Below are 16,690 nucleotides of genomic sequence, written 5' to 3'. Positions count from 1 at the left end.
TAATCCAGTGTGGCATTTGCCATTTGTCTTGGTCAATTGCCATTGTTAGTAGGTAATTGCCGGATTTCGGGCGTGGCAAACCCGGCATTGTGGCGATCGCAGTGCGGCGTCCGCCCCGATCGGTGCGCGCCGGCGTCGAGAAGTTGACGGGAGGCAGCATGCCGATGGTTCCCCAAGATGCCCGCGTCGCCGCGATCCGCAGCATCCTGGCCAGGTTGGGCAAGTATGCGGGCCTGAGCGCAGAACGCTTGCGCCACACCGAGATCGACGCTGCGCCGCTGCTGGAGCTGCTGTCGGTGCGTCGGCACGCCCGCCGCAACGGGGTCACCGCCGAGGCGTCGATTCTGCCCGTGGTGCGCGAGGTCGTGCAGTGGCTGCCGCCGACGGACCGGTTGATCGTGGATGCGGTGCTGTCGCTGGGCCTGTTCCGGGACCGCGAGGGCGTCGGTATCGATATCGAACGCCTTTATGCGGATAACCTCGGGGAACGTCGAGAGGCCTTGACCGAACAGTGGGTCGCCCTGCACACCCTGCTCGACGTCGACCCCGTTCCTGATGTGCCCACCGTCAAACGATTGCGCACGGTGTCCGAGCACCATGCGTTCACCGCGCTCGCCGGTCTGCTCGCCACCGATTCGGGTTATCCGATGTCCGGGCCGTCGGTCGTGCAGCCCGCCACCGTCCCCGCACGACGCGGTGTCGTCACGGTTTTCGGGGACGCCGTCATCGATCATCTCTATCGAGTCGACACCTTCCCCGACGCCGACAACGCCTCCAGCGGCAGCTTCACCGGGCACCCCGGCGGCAAAGGACTCAACCGGGCGGTCGCCGCGGCCCGCCTCGGCATCGGTGTGCACCTGGTGTGTGCCGTAGGCGGCGACGAATACGGCAGGCGCATCCTCGAATTCATCGAATCCGAAGGCGTCCACCTCGATCTGGTCAAGGTGGTCCCGTTCGCGACCTCGCTGGTCACCGCGGTGGTGATCACACCCAACGGGGAGAGCCGCATCATCGGCTGCCGCGACAACCGCGTCCAGCTCCAGGACGAAGACCTGCACCGCCCCGAACTGCGCGCCGCTCTGGAAGCCTCGGATGTGGTGATATTGAGCTTCGAACCACCACCGACGGTGATCGAGCAGGTGCTGTCTGTGGTGTCGCAGATGCGACCCAAACCGCCCGTCATCGTGTGTCCGACACCGGGTATGCCGGTGCCGCAGAGCCTCTACCGGTACCTGGGCGCGGTCGACTACCTGGTCGGCGCTGCCGCGGATCTCGACGCGTTGTTGCCCGACGTACCGGCCGAATCCGCCGCCGATATCGCCCGGCTGCTGCGTGGCCTCGGCGTCGGCACCGTGTGCACAGTCGAGAACTTCCGGTGTGTGGTCGCTTCCGACACGATCGAGACGGTCATCGACCATTTCCCGCAGGTACTCAAGGCCTCGGTCGGCGCCGCGGCCGCCTTCACCGGCGCGCTGGCCTATCGGCTCGTCAACTCCCGAACCCCGCTCACCGCAACTGATTTCGTGTGGGCCACTGCGGCGATGATCCCGACCCAGAATCTGGGCGCGGTGGCGGTGTCGATGCCGAGTACCGAAGAGATCGACCGCATCGTGCGTCTGTACGCGCCGTCGGTCTGATCCGGGGGTAAGGTCGCGACATTCAGCTCGCGCCTGTCCGGCACCGGCGCCTCGCCGCCCTGTTCACGCACGGAGGATCGTTGACCATACTGTCGTTCGGCGGTGCCAGGACCGGGAGAGCCGGTGCCGACACCGCACACCGACTGGGTCGCCGGGGCACGCAGCTGCCGATCCGGGTCATCGAGATCCCCGACCGCGACGACGGCGGGCACCTGTTCATCTTCGGCGAACCCCGCGACGGGTGCCTGGTACGCATGCATTCGCGCTGCCTCTACGGCGAGGGCCTCGGCTCCGACGACTGCGACTGCGGCGGGGAACTCACCGAGTCGATGGACCGCATCCAGGCCGAGGGCGCGGGTGTGCTCGTCTACCTCGAACAGGAGGGCCGCGGGGCAGGCTTGATCTGGAAAGCCCGCGGCTACCGGGAAAGCGAACAGTCCGGCGTCGACACCTTCGACAGCTACCGGCGCCTCGGTCTCGACGCCGACACCCGCCGCTACGAACCCGCCGCACACGCACTGCGCGACCTCGAACTCACCCGGGTCCGGCTGCTCACCAACAACCCCGACAAGTGCCTGGCACTGACCGAGGCCGGGATCACCGTCGAGCCGATCGCCCTCACCATCGCCCTGCAATCCTCGCGCGGCAGGCAATACCTGCAGGCCAAACGGCGCCACCGCCAGCACACCATCCCCGCCGATCCGCTCGCGGACGACGAGCGATCGGGCCGGGTGCGGTCGTGGTGGCGGCCGCGCAGTCGCCGGTAACCCCCCTCGCAATCCCGTATGTCCGGTTACGATAAGTGAGCCACGCCACTGCCGACGTCCTCGTCTCGAGATAACGAGACAGTTTCACTCGCATTGGCTCGGAGTCCAGCTCGGCCTATGGGAACAGGGATATGACAGACATCGGTTTCGCGCACGCATCCGGGGTCACGGTGCACACCGTGCCCGCCGCCTTCCAGCAAACCGCCGCGTTGCGGCCCGACCAGATCGCCTTGCGCACGGTCGGCGGCACCCAGGAGATCACCTGGGCCGAGTATGCGACGAGGGTGCGCGCACTGGCCGCGGGGTTGGCGAAACTCGGGGTCCGCCACGGCGACGCGGTCGGCATCATGCTCACCAACCGGCCCGAGTTCAACCTGATCGACACCGCCGCCCTGCACCTGGGCGCTATCCCGTTCTCGGTGTACAACACCAGCTCCACCGAACAGATCGCGCACGTGTTCGCCAACGCGGGCAACAAGGTGGTCATCACCGAACAGGCGTTCCTCGACACGATCCGCGCCTCGGGTGCCGTGGTGGAGCACACGGTCATCGTCGACGGCACCGCCGAGGGCACCGTCACGCTGACTCAGCTCGAATCCGATCCCGCACCGGACTTCGACTTCGACGCGGCCTGGCAGGCGGTCCAGCCCGGCGACCTGGCCACCTTGATCTACACCTCCGGCACCACCGGCCCGTCCAAGGGCGTCGAGCTCACCCAGAGCAATGTGATCGCCCAGGTCGTCGGCCTGGTCTCGGGTCCGCTGCCGGTCGGTTTCGACGACCGGGCCGTGTCGTATCTGCCCGCCGCGCACGTCGCCGACCGCATCTCCGCGCACGCGATGAGCCTGCTCACCGGCATCCAGATCACCACCGTCACCGACCCGCGCGAGATCGCCGCCGCCCTGCCCGATGCCCGCCCGACGGTGTTCTTCGGTGTGCCGCGGGTGTGGCAGAAGATCAAGGCCGGTATCGAGAACAAGCTCGCGGTCGAACCGAGCCCGGTCAAGAAGGCGCTCGCCAACTGGGCGATCGGGGTCGGTGTCGCGCAGGCCAAGGCGAACCTGGCCGGTGAGAGCTCGCTGCTGCTCGGCGTGCAGCACAAGATCGCGGACACCCTCGTGCTGTCGAAGCTGCGCGAGGCGCTCGGATTCGCCGAGCTGAAGGTCGCGGCGTCGGGTGCCGCGCCGGTGCCGCCGGAGACCCTCGAGTACTTCCTCGGCCTCGGCTTCGCCGTCAGCGAGGTGTGGGGGATGTCGGAAACCGCGGGCGTGGGCACCTACACCGAGATCGACAAGCCGCGCCCCGGTTCGGTCGGACGCGTCATGGACGGTGTGGAGCTGCGTCTCGACGCCGACGGCGAGGTCCTCATCCGTGGCCCGATCATCACCCCCGGCTACCGCAATATGCCCGACAAGACCGCCGAGGCGATCGACGACGACGGCTGGCTGCACACCGGCGATATCGGCACCCTCGATGCCGACGGCTATCTGCGCATCGTGGATCGCAAGAAGGAACTGATCATCAGCGAAGCGGGCAAGAACATCGCCCCCTCCAATATCGAGAACGCCATGAAGGCCGCCTCGTCGATGATCGGCCAGGCCGTCGCGATCGGCGAGGCCCGCGCCTACATCACCGCCCTGATCATGCTCGATCCCGACGTGGCGGCGTTGCGCGCCAAGGACTTCGGTGCCACCGACGCCACCCACGCGGAACTGGCCCGGCGTCAGGAGATCGTCGACGAGGTCAAGGAAGCGGTGCTCGCGGGCAACCGCAAGCTCTCCCGGGTGGAGCAGATCAAGCGTTTCGTGATCGTGGAGAACCTGTGGGAGCCCGGCGGTGACGAGCTGACCCCGAAGATGTCGCTCAAGCGGACCCCGATCTCGAACAAGTACGCCGAGACCATCTCCGAGCTCTACGCCGCGACCCCGCCGGAGCATGTCGTCAACGTGAAGTGATTGCGAAAACAGCGGTGGCCCTGGAAGTCTCAGGGCCACCGCTGTTGTGTGTCTCAGTGCTGTTCGTAGGTGCCGATCAGGGTGGCTCTGGCCAGGGTGTGGAAGAACAGGTTGAACCCGAGGTAGGCGGGCGTCGCGTCCGGTCCGATCTCGAGTTCGGGGATATCGACCGCGTGCACGACCACGAAATACCGGTGCGGGCCATGGCCTTTCGGCGGGGAGGCACCGACGAAGCCGGGAAATCCACCGTCGTTGCGCAGGGTGACCGCACCGGCGGGCAAGACCCCGCCCTCGCTGCCCGCGCCGACGTCGAGCGAGGTCACCGAGGCGGGAATGTTGGCGACGGCCCAGTGCCAGAACCCGGAGGCGGTCGGTGCGTCCGGATCGAACACCGTCACCGCGAAACTCTGGGTCTCTGCCGGGAATCCGGACCAGCTCAGCTGTGGTGAGATGTCCTTGCCGCCCGACCCGAACACCCCCGATACCTGATCGTTGGCCAAGGGCTGACCGTCGGTGATGTCGGCGGAGGTGACGGTGAACGAGGGCACCTGGGGCAGCGCGTCATACGGGTGGTAACTCATGGAGGACCTTTCGGGTCGAGGTCAGCTGTGCAGAAGGAAGTGTTCCAGCACGCGGGTTCCGAATTCCAGTGACTGCACCGGCACCCGCTCGTCCACCCCGTGGAACAGGGCGGTGAAGTCCAGCTCCGGCGGCAGCTGCAACGGCGCGAAACCGAAGCAGCGAATCCCCAAGCGAGCGAACGCTTTCGCGTCGGTGCCGCCGGAGAGCATGTAGGGCACGGTGCGCCCCTGTGCGTCGTGGGCCAGGACCGCGTCGTTCATGGCGTCGACGAGGTGGCCGTCGAAAGTGGTCTCGTAGGAGTCGAGTTTGGTGATCCATTCCCGCTCCACATCGGGTCCGATCAGTTCGTCGACCTCGCGTTCGAACGCCGCCTGCCGCCCCGGCACCACTCGGCAGTCGACCACGGCTTCCGCGGTTTGCGGGATGACGTTGGCTTTGTATCCGGCCTGCAGCATCGTCGGATTCGCGGTATCGCGCAGGGTGGCGCCGATGATGCGCGAGATGGTGCCCAGCTTGGCCAGCTGGCCTTCGATATCGGGTCCGTGCGGGTCGAAGGCCAACCCGCTCTCCTCGCTGACCGCGGCGAGGAATTCGGCCACCGAATCCGAGAGCACCACCGGGAAGGTGTGGCGGCCCAGGCGCGCGACGGCTTCGGCGAGGATGGTGACCGCGTTGTCCTCGTGCAGGAACGACCCGTGCCCGGCGCGGGCCTTGGCGCGCAACCGCATCCAGCCCAGGCCCTTCTCGGCGGTCTCCACCAGGTAGAGCCTGCGTTCGGTGCCGTCGGGTCGCGGGACGGTCAGCGAGAACCCGCCGACCTCACCGACCGCCTCGGTGACACCGTCGAACAGGTCGGGCCGGTTGTCCACCAGCCACTGCGAGCCCCATTTGCCGCCGTTCTCCTCGTCGGCGAGGAACGCGAACACCAGATCCCGTGGCGGCACTGTGCCTTCGGCTTTGAACTGGCGGGCCAGGGCCAGGGTCATCCCGACCATGTCCTTCATGTCGATGGCGCCGCGCCCCCACACGTAGCCGTCGCGGACCGCACCCGAGAACGGGTGCACGCTCCAGTCGGCGGCCTCGGCGGGTACCACGTCGAGGTGCCCGTGGATCATCAGCGCGCCGCGACTCGAATCGGCGCCCTGCAACCGCGCGAACACATTCCCGCGCCTCGGCGCACCCGACTCGACGTATTCGGTCTCGTAGCCGACCTCGTGCAATTGCTGTGCCACCCACTCGGCGCACTGCCGTTCGCCCTTGGTGGTGGCCAGCTCGCCGGTATTGGAGGTGTCGAACTGGATCAGTTTGCTGACCAGCTCCACCACCTCGTCCTCCGCGCGGGACCGCCCGTTCGAACCAGAATTCTCACCAGATGCCGACACGCCCCCTTTCCTACCACCATTCGCGCACCCGACGCGCCACCTACCCTGCTCGGGACCGTTGCGCCGCTGCTCGGCGCCACAGACTCGGTGTGAGCAGAACTCCGCCGGATCCGAAGACGAATTCGCCTACATCGCCGGCGCGTGCTTGGCTGGCGAGGTGAGAGCGCAGGTAGTTCGGAGCGGTGTCCGCCTGCTGGCCGGGGCGGCGACGCTGGCCGGGGCGGCGGGGGTCGCATTGCATTTCAACCGGTGGACGCTGGAACCACTCGTCCTGGCGGCGTCGGGGGCACCGTATCTGATGGGCGGTGCGGTGCTCGGTGCCGTCGGTTTCGCGGCGACCAGGCAGTGGATCGCGACCGGGGTGGCCGTGGTCGTGGCGGGCGCGGGTATCGCGACGCAGGCGCCGCTGTATGTCGCGCAGACCGGTGGTGACGGACATCCGATCATGGCGATGCAGGCCAATCTGCTCTTCGACGGTGCCGATCCGGGCGCGCTCGTCGACCAGGTGCGGGCCCGTGACATCGCGATTCTCACCGTCAACGAGCTCACCCGCCCGGCCGTCGAGAGCCTGTCTCGCGCAGGCCTCGACCAGCTCCTGCCCCACCGCTATCTCGCCCCCGGCCAGACGGCCAGCGGTACCGGCATCTGGAGCCGATACCCGTTGTCCGACACCGTCGAATACGACGGGTATGTCCTCAACCAGATCTCGGCCACCGCGACCATCCCCGATCTCGGCCCGGTGGCGGTCTATGCCTTCCACCCCGTCCCGCCCGTCTACGACATCGGCGTCTGGGCCGACGAGCTCTCCCGCCTGCACGAGATCCTGCGCCGGTCCCCCACCGACCGCCCGGCGATCGTCGGCGGCGACTTCAACGCCACCTACGATCACGCACGCTTCCGCGCCATGGCATCGGGCCGTTTCGCCGATGCCGCCGAACAAGCGGGCGCGGGCCATCTGGTCACCTACCCCACCGACAAACGCGTGCCCCCCTTCGTGGGGATCGACCACTTCCTCGTCGCCGACGCGCACGCCACCACCGTCGAAACCGTCGCACTGCCCGGCGCCGATCACCGAGCGCTGGTCGCCCGCCTGGTCCTCGATCGCCCTCGTTAGGCGCTGCGCTCGGCCAACCGCTCTCGCCACTGTTCCATCGCCTGCCGCAGCGCCGCGCCCACGATGACGACGAATTCGGCGGATTGTTCGAAGCGTGCGCCCGCAGGAGTGTCGGGGCCGAGGATCTCGACTCCGCGCCGGGTGATCGCGGCCAGGGCGTTCTGCATCTGCACGGAGGCGACGAGGTTGCGTAGCCAGATGTCGTCGTCGATGACGTAGCGCTCGCGCCGTGCGCCGGGGACCAGTTCGCGGCGCAGCATTCCCTGCTGTTCGAGGAAGGCCACCGCGTTGGAGATGGAGGCGGGGCTCACGCGCAGTCGTTCGACCAGTTCGGCGGCCGTGAGCGCCCCCGAGTCGGTGATCTGCAGGCAGGCAAGCACTCTGGCTTCCATCCTGGGCAGACCCTGCTCGATGAGCAGGGTGGTGAACGATTCGGTGAACTCCGCTACCGCCTCGGGGTCGCGCCCGTGCGCGTTGTCCGGGATCGGGGGTGCCGGGGGCTTGGCCTGTTTGTGTCGGCGCGCGCGCTGTTCGGTGGCCTGCTGGGCGCGTTCGGGTCGGTAGTCGTCGGGTCCGCCGTTGCGGGTCACCTCGCGCATGACGGTCGAGGCGGGCCGACCCAGCTGCCGCCCGATTTCGGCGTATCCGAGTCCTTCGGCCAGGCCCGCGGCAATGTGCCTGCGGTCCACGTCGTCGAGTCTGCCTCCGGGCATCGCTACTGGTCACCTCTCTGTCGACAGGTACTCGGCTCGTCACCCGTACCGCACCAAGTATGCATTCACCCTCATCTCATTGCAACGTGCAACGTGCTTCTTCTTTGCATTCACTGTCATATTCATTGCAATGATTCTGCACAAATGCTCTCCAGCACGCCTTTTGGGTGACATCTGATGTTGACAGAACAGTGAACGCAACCTACTGTCTTAATCATTCAGTAAAGCCCGAACAGCGCAACGCAAGGACATGGCAATGACCTCCTCGAACCCCACCAGCCCGACCACCACCGCATGGACCGGCATGGTGTCGATCGACGACACCGAACTGGCCGTCACCGACACCGGCGGCACCGGCACCCCGGTGGTCTACCTCAACGGCCAGTTCGCCACCCAGGGCTACTGGCGCAAGGTCATCGCCGAGCTCGGTCCCGGCTACCGCCACATCACTTTCGACGAGCGGGCCCGCGGCAAGTCGAAGAAATCGGCCGACTACTCCTTCGACACCTGCGTGCGCGACATCGACGCCGTCCTCGCGGCCAGGGGCATCACCGAGAAGCCGATCCTGGTCGGCTGGTCTTACGGCGCGGTCCTCGGAGCGCACTGGACCAGCCGTTATCCCGACGGCGCCCTCGGCGCGGTCCTCGTCGACGGCGCGTTCCCCTACGACTGGCTCGACGAGGCGATGGAGCTGCGGATCCGCAAGCTGTTCAAGCGGCTGAGCTGGATCTTGCCGCTGGCTCGCCCGACCGGCCTCGCACCACGGCTGACCGCACAGCAGCAGGCCGAGAGCAATATCGAGATCGGCAAACTCTCCCGCGTCAGCGCGCTGGGCCCGGTGCTGGACGCGATCACCGTCCCGGTGCGGTACGTGGTCGCTTCGGGAACCTCGTTCGGCAGCCGTGGCGACGAGCAGGAGAAGATCCGCGCCGGCCTCGATGACGCACTGGTCCGCAACCCGAACATCCGCGTCAGCGCCAAGGTCGCCAGCAACCACGGTGCGATCCTGCGCAAGGACTTCCGCGCCGTCGCCGACGCCGTCCGCGAGATCGAGACCATCACCACCACCGCCACGACCCGCTGACCCAGCACCGATCCCCTTCCCTCGCAACACAACCCAAGGAGAACCACCATGTCTGTCAACCTCACCACCCAGGAGAAGACCACCCTGCGGACCGCCGCGTACGGCGCCGTCTCCCTCCTCGCCGCCGCGGGTGCGGCTACCAGCAAGCCGCACAAGATCGCCACGACCGGCAGCATCGCGCTGTCGTCGGCGACCGGTCTGGTCGGCCATGTGCTGGCCGAGAAATCCGGACGCATCGCACTGAGCGGCTCGTCGGTCGCCGAGCTCGCCGATCAGGTGCTGCCCGCCCTCACCGCGGCGATGAGCCTGCTCGGCGAGCACGACCCGGTCGAGGCCGAGAACTTCCGCAACACCATCGCCGTCGCCATCGACACCGCCCAGCTCTATCAGACCCAGCCCAACACGACGATGGCCGAGATGACCCGCAAGATCACCGGAGCGCTCGCCGCCGCGTGATGAAATATCCACTCGCACAACCACCGCCGTGTCACAGGGCCCGTGACACGGCCGCGTGGCGTGTCAGGTGATCAACGATCGATGGCAGAGCCCTCGCGCTCGGCGAGCACGATATCCACTCGCGCCGCCATCGCCCGACCTGCCGCCCGCAACGGTTCGGCCGAACGCAGTGTGCGGCCGAGAATGAAAGCCCCTTCCAACGCCGCCAGCATCGCCACGATCAGCTCGCGTGCCGCGGATTCCTCGACCCCACGGCCGACGAAATATGTTGTGCCCCGGTCGATCCAGTCCCGCACCACCTCGGCGGCGACCTCGCGCAATGCCGGTTCGCTGTCGGCGATCTCGCCCGCGACCGTGCCGACCGGGCACATGTTCATCCACCTGGACTCCTCGAGTGTGCGCGCGGCGTCGTCGAACGCGGCGGGCACGGCCACCCGCAGGTCCTCGTGTGGGTCCATCAGCAGAGGCAGTAGCTGGATGTAGACCGCGCCGGTGCCGCGCAGCGCCTCGGCCGCGATCTGCACTTTGCCCTGCGGAAAGTGGTGGTAGAGCGACCCCATCGGCGCATCGGCGGCGGCGGTGATCTGTTTGACGGTGATCGCGCTGTACCCGTGTACACGCATCAGTTCGGCGACCGCGCTCACCAGGCGCTCACGGGTACTCGTTGACATCTGCTCGCTCACCCCACCAGACTAGAGCAAACGCACTAGAGTGAATGCTCTAACCGTGAGCGCAAGGGAGGATTGTCATGCCGACCGTCGAACTCGATGCGGGCCGGATCCACTATCGCGAACTCGGTGACGGTCCTCCGGTGGTTCTGCTGCACGGGCTGCTGATGAACCACACCGTCTGGGACTCGGTCATCGACCACCTGCCCACCGGCTTCCGCTACGTCCTGCCCGACCTGCCACTGGGCGCACACCCCGAACCGCTGCGCCCAGGCACCGACCTGAGCTTGCGCGGCCTCAACCAGCTCGTCGCCGACTTCCTCACCGCGCTGGACCTGCACGATGTCACCCTCGTGCACTCCGACTGGGGCGGCGCCCTGTTCCTCACCGCCTATGGCCTCGACGACCGCGTCGGCCGGCTGATCATCTTCCCCAGCGAAGCCTTCGACAACTTCCCACCCGGCCTCCCCGGCAAAACCGCCACCCTCGCTTCAGCCCTGCCCGGCGGCGTCACCCTGGCCCTGCGCCAGATGCGCATCGGCTGGCTCCGCCGCAGCCCTCTGATGTTCGGCTGGATGGCCAAATTCCCCCTCCCCGACGCTCTCGTCCACGCGTGGACCGAACCGGGCCTGCGCGACCCCGGCATCCGTGCCGACCTCCTCGCCTACACCCGCTCGGGCTTCGACAAACGCGAACTCGTCGCCAACACCGAAGCCCTCCAACATTTCCCCGGCGAAACCCTCATCCTCTGGTCCAGCGCAGGCAAAGTCATGCCCCGATCCCACGGCACCCGTCTGGCCTCCCTCATCCCCCACTCCCGCCTCGTCGAAATAGACGACGCCTACGTCCTGTCCATGCTCGACCAACCCATCACCGTCGCCACCGCCATCACCGAATTCCTCGCCTCCACCACCGCCAACCGCTGACATTCGGTCCGGAATCGACCCGGGGCAACCCTGAGGTGACCCACGTCACATGTCGAGCCTGTCAGGAAATCGCGAGCTGTCTCGTTCAGGGTGCACGCGAAGCAGACAGGAGCGAATCATGAAGCACCGTATCGTCGTCCTCGGGGCCGGATATGCCGGAGCGTTCTCCGCCGGATACCTGGCCCGCCAACTCCACTCCGACGACTTCGAGATCACCGTTGTCAACGCCGAACCCGATTTCGTGGAGCGGCTGCGCCTGCATCAGCTCGCGGCCGGGCAGGATCTGCGGCACCGCCCGCTGGCGGAGATCTTCGCGGGCACCGGCATCCGGTTGCGGGTGGCGCGGGTCGAGGCCGTCGATGTCGAGCGTCGGATTGTCACTGTCGCCGACGGCGATGGCCTCGACCGGCTGGAATACGACACCCTGCTCTACGCGCTCGGCAGCACCGCCGCCGATCACGATGTGGTCGGCGGCGCCGAGCACGCCTTCCACGTGGCCGCGCGGCCGGCGGCGCGGCGGCTGCGCGCACGCTTGGACGAGCTGGGCGAGCACGGTCATGTGCTGGTGGTCGGTGGCAACCTGACCGCGATCGAGGCCGTCACCGAGATCGCCGAATCCCGGCCGGGGCTTCGAGTCAGCCTCGCCACCCGCGGTGAACTCGGCGGTTGGTTGGGCCCCAGGGCCCGCCGCCACCTGCTGCGCACCTTCGACCGGCTCGGAATCGCGATCCACGAGCACACCACCATCGAGCGTGTCGAGGCGTCGGCCGCGATCGCCGCCGACGGCACCACGTTCGTCGCCGATGCGACCGTGTGGGCCGCGGGCTTCGCCGTGCACCCGATCGCCGCGGCCAGCGGCCTCGCGGTGGAACCCAACGGCCAGATCACCGTCGACCGTCAGATGCGCTCGGTCTCGCACCCGGATGTCTACGTGGCCGGTGACAGTGTCTTCGTCATCGGAGACAACGGCCGACCGCTGCCGATGTCGTGCGCTTCCGCGGGGTTCACCAGCATGCAGGCGACGGCCGCGATCATCGGCGACCGCACCGGGCGCAAGGTCTCGAAGACCACGCTGTCCTACGTGGGCAACCACATCAGCCTCGGCCGCAAGGACGCGATCTTCCAGCTGGTCGACGGTGACGCGCGATCGAGGTCGTGGGCTCTGCTCGGTCGGCCCGCCGTCCGCGTCAAGTCGTCGATCCTCGGGATGTCCGCCTGGACCCTGAGCCGCCCGAACCTCGGAAAGCCGACGCACAAGTACCGTTTGGCGACCGGCCACGAGCACTCCTCCGACACGGTCGCCGCCTAGAGTCGTGCTCATGGACACTGCCACCGTGGCGCACTTCGAGGCCAGCCGTCACCGGCTGGCCTCGATCGCCTACCGCCTGCTCGGCTCGGCCGCCGACGCCGAGGACACGGTGCAGGACGCGTTCCTGCGGTGGCAGGCCGCCGACCGCGAGTACGTCGAGGTGCCGGAGGCGTGGCTGACCAAGATCGTCACCAATCTGGCGCTCGACCGACTCCGTTCGGCGAAGGCGCGCCACGAGCGCGCGGTCGGTACCTGGATGCCCGAACCGCTCCTCGACGGCGACGCGATGCTTGGCCCCGCCGACACCGTCGAGCAGCGCGAATCGGTGACCCTGGCGGTGCTGACCCTGATGGAACGGCTCTCGCCCACCGAACGCGCCGTGTACGTGCTGCACGAGGCCTTCGCGTACCGGCACGCCGAGATCGCCGAGATCCTCGACATCACCGTCTCGGCGAGCCAGCAACACCTCCACCGTGCCAGGGGGCGGATCACCGTCGCCCGCAACGCCACTCACCTCGACCGTGCTGCCGCGCGTCACATCGTCGAGGCGTTCGTCGATGCCGCCACCTCGGGCCGCACCGATCGGCTGATCGCGCTACTGACCGACGACGCGACCGGGATCTCCGACGGCTTCGGGGGGCTGGCCGTCAAGCTGATCCGCTACGCGACCCCGCAGCGGCTCGCCAGCGTGGTGCGGGCGGGTTTCACACCGACGCAGGCCAAGCGCCGACTCGCCGGTGGTTCACCCTCGATCCACGCCGTCGTGGTCAACGGCTGCCCGGCCGTGCTCGTCACGCTCGACGATCGAGTCCTCGGCGTCGCGATCCTCGAGTTGCGCGACGACAAGATCGCGAGCCTGCGCAGCATCGCCGCACCGCACCGGCTGGGCCGTCTCACCGACGAATGGCGGCGGCGCGAACATGACGCCCCGCTGGTCGAATCGTGGTGATCGGCGGTGCGGGTCTCAGGGCCGTCCGGCGACACCGAGGGACAACGCCGCGAAGGCTTTCGGGGCGCCCGGCTGGTAGAAGCGGTCGAGTTCGGTGATCTCGAAGCCCGCGCCGGTGATCAGGCCCGCGATGTCACGGTTGAGGTGACAGCCGCCCGCGATCTTCTGCTGGATCGGGTCGAGTCGGTGCTGCCAGGTCTGCACCGACTCCTCCAGCGCGAGCCCGTGTTCGACGAAGTGCAGCGTGCCACCGGGTCGCAGTACCCGGCGGATCTCGGCGAGTGCCGCGGCGACATCGGGGATGGTGCACAGGGTGAAGGTGGACAGCGCGGTGTCGAAGGTGGCGTCGGGAAACGGTAGCGACTCACCGTCCAGACCGGCGCGTTCGATCGGAACCGAGCTCGCCGCAACACGTTTCGCCGCGATCTTCCACGCGGTGTCCGCGGGTTCGACCCCACTGACCCGCTCGACCGCGGCGGGATAGAACCCGATGTTGTTGCCCGACCCGAAGCCGACCTCGACAACAGTGCCGTGCAATGCGGCGCATGCCCGCTCGCGTAATGGCCCGTTCTGGGCCACCCCGCACACTTTGTCGACGATGTGCGGGAGGATCCGATCGGTATAGAAGCCCATCCGTCGATCATCCTCCCGCCACCGCCGGCGGTCGAGTTCAGCCGAGTCGGCGGTCGAAGACCTGGGTGCTCGCGCCCGAGGCCGGGTCGACGGTGAGCACGCGCAGGTTCACCGAGTTCGCCGTGAGGTCCATGACCATGAACCCCAGTTCGTGCTGGGTTTCGAACAGTGCGCCGTGACCACCGGCCGTCAGGCGCGGCTGCCCGCCCGAGGTCTTACCCGCCGCACCCGACACGATCTGGCGGGTGCCCTTGGTCGCCGGTGTCGGCTCGAGGACCTGCAAGGTGTGGTCGTGGCCCGAGAGCAGGAACGACACCTTGCCGAGCACATGGTCTTCGAAGAAACGCTTGGCGTGCACGCCGTTGAGCGGCTCGATGGGCAGGCCCTCGTAATTGCCCGCGTCGCCGTGCGGGCCGTTGCTGAGGTAGGGGTGGTGGGTGCAGGCGATCTTCCACTGTGCGGTCGATTCGGCCAACGCCCCGTCGAGCCATGCGCGCTGGGCGTTCATGTACGGACCGTCCACCGCCCAGTAGGGGTCGAGCAGCGGTGGAATGTAGGCCGCGAGCGGGTTGAGATCGAGGACGAAGAACTCCACGACCGGGTTCTGCTCGGGCACCCGCACCGAGTAGTAGCGGCTGGGCATCCACCACCGCGACGACTTCGCGTGATATTCGACCTCGTGATTGCCGCGCGCGAGCCAGCCGCCGTCACCGGGGAATATCCCGGAGGTGTCGTGGTTACCCAGCACCATGGCCCACGGAAAGTCCAGTCCCGCATTGGGATCCTCGAATTTCGTGGCGAACTGGACGTCGTCGGGGCCGCTGGGACCGGAGTCGTAGATATTGTCCCCGAGTCCGACCGCCATCGCGAACGGTTCACGCGCGTGGAACGCACGGGCCGCGTCGGCGACCGCCCACTGGGTGCGGGTGCCGGTGCCCGCGTCGCCGGTGATCAGCACCCGCACGCTGCGCCCGGCTTTCGGGGCGAATTTGGGCACCTCGGCGGGCACCGCGGCGGCGGGTGTGAGCCCCACCAATGACACGCCCGCGACAACACCGGCCGCCCCGGCCAGAACTTCACGACGGCCGATTCCGGACGAGAACTGATCGTGCATGCTCACCTTCTGGGTAGTAGCTCTGTTGGACAACTGACCTGATCGAAGCACAGTGCCATGATCGCCGCGCCGCCGCAGCTTAGACGGCGCACATCGATTGGATGACACCACGCACGATCGGCGCGCCGTAATCGGTCGGCGCGAACACCAGTTTCTGCACGACCGACAGCGGCGTGGTGACCGTTCCGGCGATTCCGGTGAACCCGGCGATGGTGGTACCCGCCGAGAACAGCAGGCTGGTGATGTCGAGGGTCAGTGTCGCGAGATCGAAGGCGTTCTCGACCCGGACCTGCGCCAACGGCACCGTGTCGAGCGCCGTGCCTTCGGCGACGTCGGCACCGAGATTGGCCAGGAAGGTCAGCGGGCCCATGTCCAGAGCCTCGACCAGCGGTCCGAGGTCGTCGGCGCGGCGCATGAGCATTACCTTGGCCACCCGGTTGCTCGCCAGGAACACCTGCAATGCGTCGGCGGCCTCATTCATCGCGATTCGGTCCACCGCTACGGCGCCGCTGTCGAGGAAGGCGCGTGCGCGTTCGACGACGGTGGCCATGGTCAGTTCCGCGACGGGCGTGCAGGTGCCGTCGGCGTTCATGACCAGCGCGGCCAGATCCTCGATGGGCTGGGGAACCCGCACCGGCTCGATGACGGCGTCACCGATTTCGAGCGGCGGATACACATTCGGCGCCACACAGCCCGCGTCGATCGAATTCTGCACCGCGCGGGCCAGCGCCTTGGTCCCGGTGAACATCGCACTGACGACCGGCTTGAGGAAGATCCCGACGGTGGGCACCATGCCCGCGACCAGTTTGGCCGGGATCTTGACGATGCCGGTCGCCAGGATGAACACCTCGATGGCGTCATTGACGGTCAGTTGCGAGACCGACATCGTCTCGTCGATGCGCCCGGTGCGCACCGCGTCCAGGCCGTTCACCAGGTAGGTGACGATCGGATCGTCGAGTTCGGCCGGCCGCGGGCCGACCTGTTCCGGACGCAGGGGCAGCCCATCGCGATGCACCCGCAGCGCGGCGATCCCGGCCCGGAAATCGGCGACCTGCTGGTCGTAGGCGAGCACCTGCGCGGGCCCGACGGTGCCGCGCAGCACCGATGCCGCGGCGGTCACCACATCATCGAAAGTCGGTGCGCCACTGGTACACAGGGCCGCGGCGTCACTGATCGGCGTCGCCGCCAGCGTCTCGGACACGTCCGCCTGCGCGGTGGCAGGTGCGAGCATCATGCCCGCGACGAGGGTCAATGCGGCGAGGGAACCGGCACAGGGCGCGGCGAGGCGGGGCAGGGGCATTCGCATGCGCGGTGATCTCCGACCAGAGGATGACAGGGTGAATCGTGCGATCCGAACCTATTGCCGCCTGGTGTCCGAAACAGCCCCGCTCAAATGAACAC

16 protein-coding genes are annotated in these 16,690 nt (G+C 67.7%); 9 read left to right on the top strand and 7 right to left on the bottom strand.

Annotated elements, in window-relative coordinates; genetic code table 11:
• The first annotated feature begins 158 nt into the window (after positions 1-158).
• The 3 genes from ACFWPK_RS06765 to ACFWPK_RS06755 all read left to right on the top strand — a co-directional run bounded on the left by ACFWPK_RS06765 (position 159) and on the right by ACFWPK_RS06755 (position 4,359).
• Positions 159-1,637 carry a PfkB family carbohydrate kinase gene (locus ACFWPK_RS06765; protein ID WP_378913599.1) on the top strand — a complete coding sequence of 493 codons (1,479 nt, stop codon included), beginning with the start codon at positions 159-161 and terminating at the stop codon, positions 1,635-1,637.
• A gap of 80 nt (positions 1,638-1,717) precedes the next feature.
• On the top strand, positions 1,718-2,404 hold the full coding sequence (ribA, locus tag ACFWPK_RS06760; RefSeq protein ID WP_378913598.1) for a GTP cyclohydrolase II RibA: 687 nt from the start codon (positions 1,718-1,720) through the stop codon (positions 2,402-2,404).
• A gap of 131 nt (positions 2,405-2,535) precedes the next feature.
• Positions 2,536-4,359 (top strand): AMP-dependent synthetase/ligase, encoded by a 1,824-nt coding sequence (locus tag ACFWPK_RS06755; RefSeq protein ID WP_378913597.1) that lies wholly within the window; start codon positions 2,536-2,538, stop codon positions 4,357-4,359.
• A gap of 53 nt (positions 4,360-4,412) precedes the next feature.
• Here ACFWPK_RS06755 and ACFWPK_RS06750 read toward each other — a convergent pair whose 3' ends face one another.
• Positions 4,413-4,940, bottom strand: a complete 528-nt coding sequence (locus tag ACFWPK_RS06750) for a YbhB/YbcL family Raf kinase inhibitor-like protein (RefSeq protein ID WP_378913596.1) — start codon at positions 4,938-4,940, stop codon at positions 4,413-4,415.
• A gap of 21 nt (positions 4,941-4,961) precedes the next feature.
• Positions 4,962-6,323, bottom strand: a complete 1,362-nt coding sequence (locus ACFWPK_RS06745; RefSeq protein WP_378913595.1) for a M20/M25/M40 family metallo-hydrolase — start codon at positions 6,321-6,323, stop codon at positions 4,962-4,964.
• A gap of 157 nt (positions 6,324-6,480) precedes the next feature.
• Here ACFWPK_RS06745 and ACFWPK_RS06740 point away from each other — a divergent pair, with 157 nt between their 5' ends.
• A complete protein-coding gene (locus ACFWPK_RS06740; RefSeq protein WP_378913594.1) occupies positions 6,481-7,437 on the top strand; it encodes an endonuclease/exonuclease/phosphatase family protein in 957 nt (318 codons plus the stop codon).
• On the opposite strand, the gene ACFWPK_RS06735 is transcribed toward ACFWPK_RS06740, so the two are convergent.
• Positions 7,434-8,150 carry a MarR family transcriptional regulator gene (locus tag ACFWPK_RS06735; protein WP_378913593.1) on the bottom strand — a complete coding sequence of 239 codons (717 nt, stop codon included), beginning with the start codon at positions 8,148-8,150 and terminating at the stop codon, positions 7,434-7,436. The two genes, ACFWPK_RS06740 and ACFWPK_RS06735, sit on opposite strands and share 4 nt — an antisense overlap.
• Before the next feature lie 256 nt (positions 8,151-8,406).
• On the opposite strand from ACFWPK_RS06735, the gene ACFWPK_RS06730 reads away from it, so the two are divergent.
• Together ACFWPK_RS06730 and ACFWPK_RS06725 are read left to right on the top strand one after the other, a co-directional pair.
• Positions 8,407-9,234: an alpha/beta fold hydrolase gene (locus ACFWPK_RS06730; protein WP_378913592.1), complete on the top strand. Its 828-nt coding sequence runs from the start codon at positions 8,407-8,409 to the stop codon at positions 9,232-9,234.
• Between the two features lie 48 nt (positions 9,235-9,282).
• Complete coding sequence (locus ACFWPK_RS06725) at positions 9,283-9,690, top strand: hypothetical protein (protein WP_378913591.1); 408 nt, start codon at positions 9,283-9,285, stop codon at positions 9,688-9,690.
• Positions 9,691-9,761: 71 nt separating this feature from the next.
• Here ACFWPK_RS06725 and ACFWPK_RS06720 read toward each other — a convergent pair whose 3' ends face one another.
• Positions 9,762-10,373, bottom strand: coding sequence for a TetR/AcrR family transcriptional regulator (locus tag ACFWPK_RS06720; RefSeq protein WP_378913590.1), 612 nt, complete (start codon positions 10,371-10,373; stop codon positions 9,762-9,764).
• 65 nt (positions 10,374-10,438) lie between these two features.
• On the opposite strand from ACFWPK_RS06720, the gene ACFWPK_RS06715 reads away from it, so the two are divergent.
• From ACFWPK_RS06715 to ACFWPK_RS06705, 3 genes are all read left to right on the top strand, one after another.
• Positions 10,439-11,284, top strand: coding sequence for an alpha/beta fold hydrolase (locus tag ACFWPK_RS06715; RefSeq protein ID WP_378913589.1), 846 nt, complete (start codon positions 10,439-10,441; stop codon positions 11,282-11,284).
• Between the two features lie 118 nt (positions 11,285-11,402).
• On the top strand, positions 11,403-12,593 hold the full coding sequence (locus ACFWPK_RS06710) for an NAD(P)/FAD-dependent oxidoreductase (protein WP_378913588.1): 1,191 nt from the start codon (positions 11,403-11,405) through the stop codon (positions 12,591-12,593).
• Positions 12,594-12,603: 10 nt separating this feature from the next.
• Entirely contained in the window at positions 12,604-13,542 is a 939-nt protein-coding gene (locus tag ACFWPK_RS06705) for a sigma-70 family RNA polymerase sigma factor (protein ID WP_378913587.1), read from the top strand.
• A 15-nt stretch (positions 13,543-13,557) separates the two neighbouring features.
• Here ACFWPK_RS06705 and ACFWPK_RS06700 read toward each other — a convergent pair whose 3' ends face one another.
• From ACFWPK_RS06700 to ACFWPK_RS06690, 3 genes are all read right to left on the bottom strand, one after another.
• Positions 13,558-14,175, bottom strand: a complete 618-nt coding sequence (locus ACFWPK_RS06700; protein WP_378913586.1) for a class I SAM-dependent methyltransferase — start codon at positions 14,173-14,175, stop codon at positions 13,558-13,560.
• 37 nt (positions 14,176-14,212) lie between these two features.
• On the bottom strand, positions 14,213-15,289 hold the full coding sequence (locus ACFWPK_RS06695; RefSeq protein ID WP_378913585.1) for a metallophosphoesterase: 1,077 nt from the start codon (positions 15,287-15,289) through the stop codon (positions 14,213-14,215).
• 79 nt (positions 15,290-15,368) lie between these two features.
• Positions 15,369-16,595, bottom strand: coding sequence for a hypothetical protein (locus ACFWPK_RS06690; protein WP_378913584.1), 1,227 nt, complete (start codon positions 16,593-16,595; stop codon positions 15,369-15,371).
• Positions 16,596-16,690 lie beyond the last annotated feature (95 nt).

The sequence above is a fragment of the Nocardia sp. NPDC058519 genome, from assembly GCF_042719755.1.
In the GTDB taxonomy this organism is placed as follows: domain Bacteria; phylum Actinomycetota; class Actinomycetes; order Mycobacteriales; family Mycobacteriaceae; genus Nocardia.
The sequence above is the reverse complement of the archived record's forward strand: the minus strand, read 5'-3'. Positions and strand labels throughout refer to the sequence as shown.

Coding starts and splice junctions, on each gene's coding strand:
- ACFWPK_RS06765 (WP_378913599.1), top strand. CDS start 159: ATGCCGATGGTTCCCCAAGATGCCCGCGTCGCCGCGATCCGCAGCATC.
- ACFWPK_RS06755 (WP_378913597.1), top strand. CDS start 2,536: ATGACAGACATCGGTTTCGCGCACGCATCCGGGGTCACGGTGCACACC.
- ACFWPK_RS06750 (WP_378913596.1), bottom strand. CDS start 4,940: ATGAGTTACCACCCGTATGACGCGCTGCCCCAGGTGCCCTCGTTCACC.
- ACFWPK_RS06735 (WP_378913593.1), bottom strand. CDS start 8,150: ATGCCCGGAGGCAGACTCGACGACGTGGACCGCAGGCACATTGCCGCG.
- ACFWPK_RS06730 (WP_378913592.1), top strand. CDS start 8,407: ATGACCTCCTCGAACCCCACCAGCCCGACCACCACCGCATGGACCGGC.
- ACFWPK_RS06725 (WP_378913591.1), top strand. CDS start 9,283: ATGTCTGTCAACCTCACCACCCAGGAGAAGACCACCCTGCGGACCGCC.
- ACFWPK_RS06715 (WP_378913589.1), top strand. CDS start 10,439: ATGCCGACCGTCGAACTCGATGCGGGCCGGATCCACTATCGCGAACTC.
- ACFWPK_RS06710 (WP_378913588.1), top strand. CDS start 11,403: ATGAAGCACCGTATCGTCGTCCTCGGGGCCGGATATGCCGGAGCGTTC.
- ACFWPK_RS06705 (WP_378913587.1), top strand. CDS start 12,604: ATGGACACTGCCACCGTGGCGCACTTCGAGGCCAGCCGTCACCGGCTG.
- ACFWPK_RS06700 (WP_378913586.1), bottom strand. CDS start 14,175: ATGGGCTTCTATACCGATCGGATCCTCCCGCACATCGTCGACAAAGTG.
- ACFWPK_RS06695 (WP_378913585.1), bottom strand. CDS start 15,289: ATGCACGATCAGTTCTCGTCCGGAATCGGCCGTCGTGAAGTTCTGGCC.
- ACFWPK_RS06690 (WP_378913584.1), bottom strand. CDS start 16,595: ATGCGAATGCCCCTGCCCCGCCTCGCCGCGCCCTGTGCCGGTTCCCTC.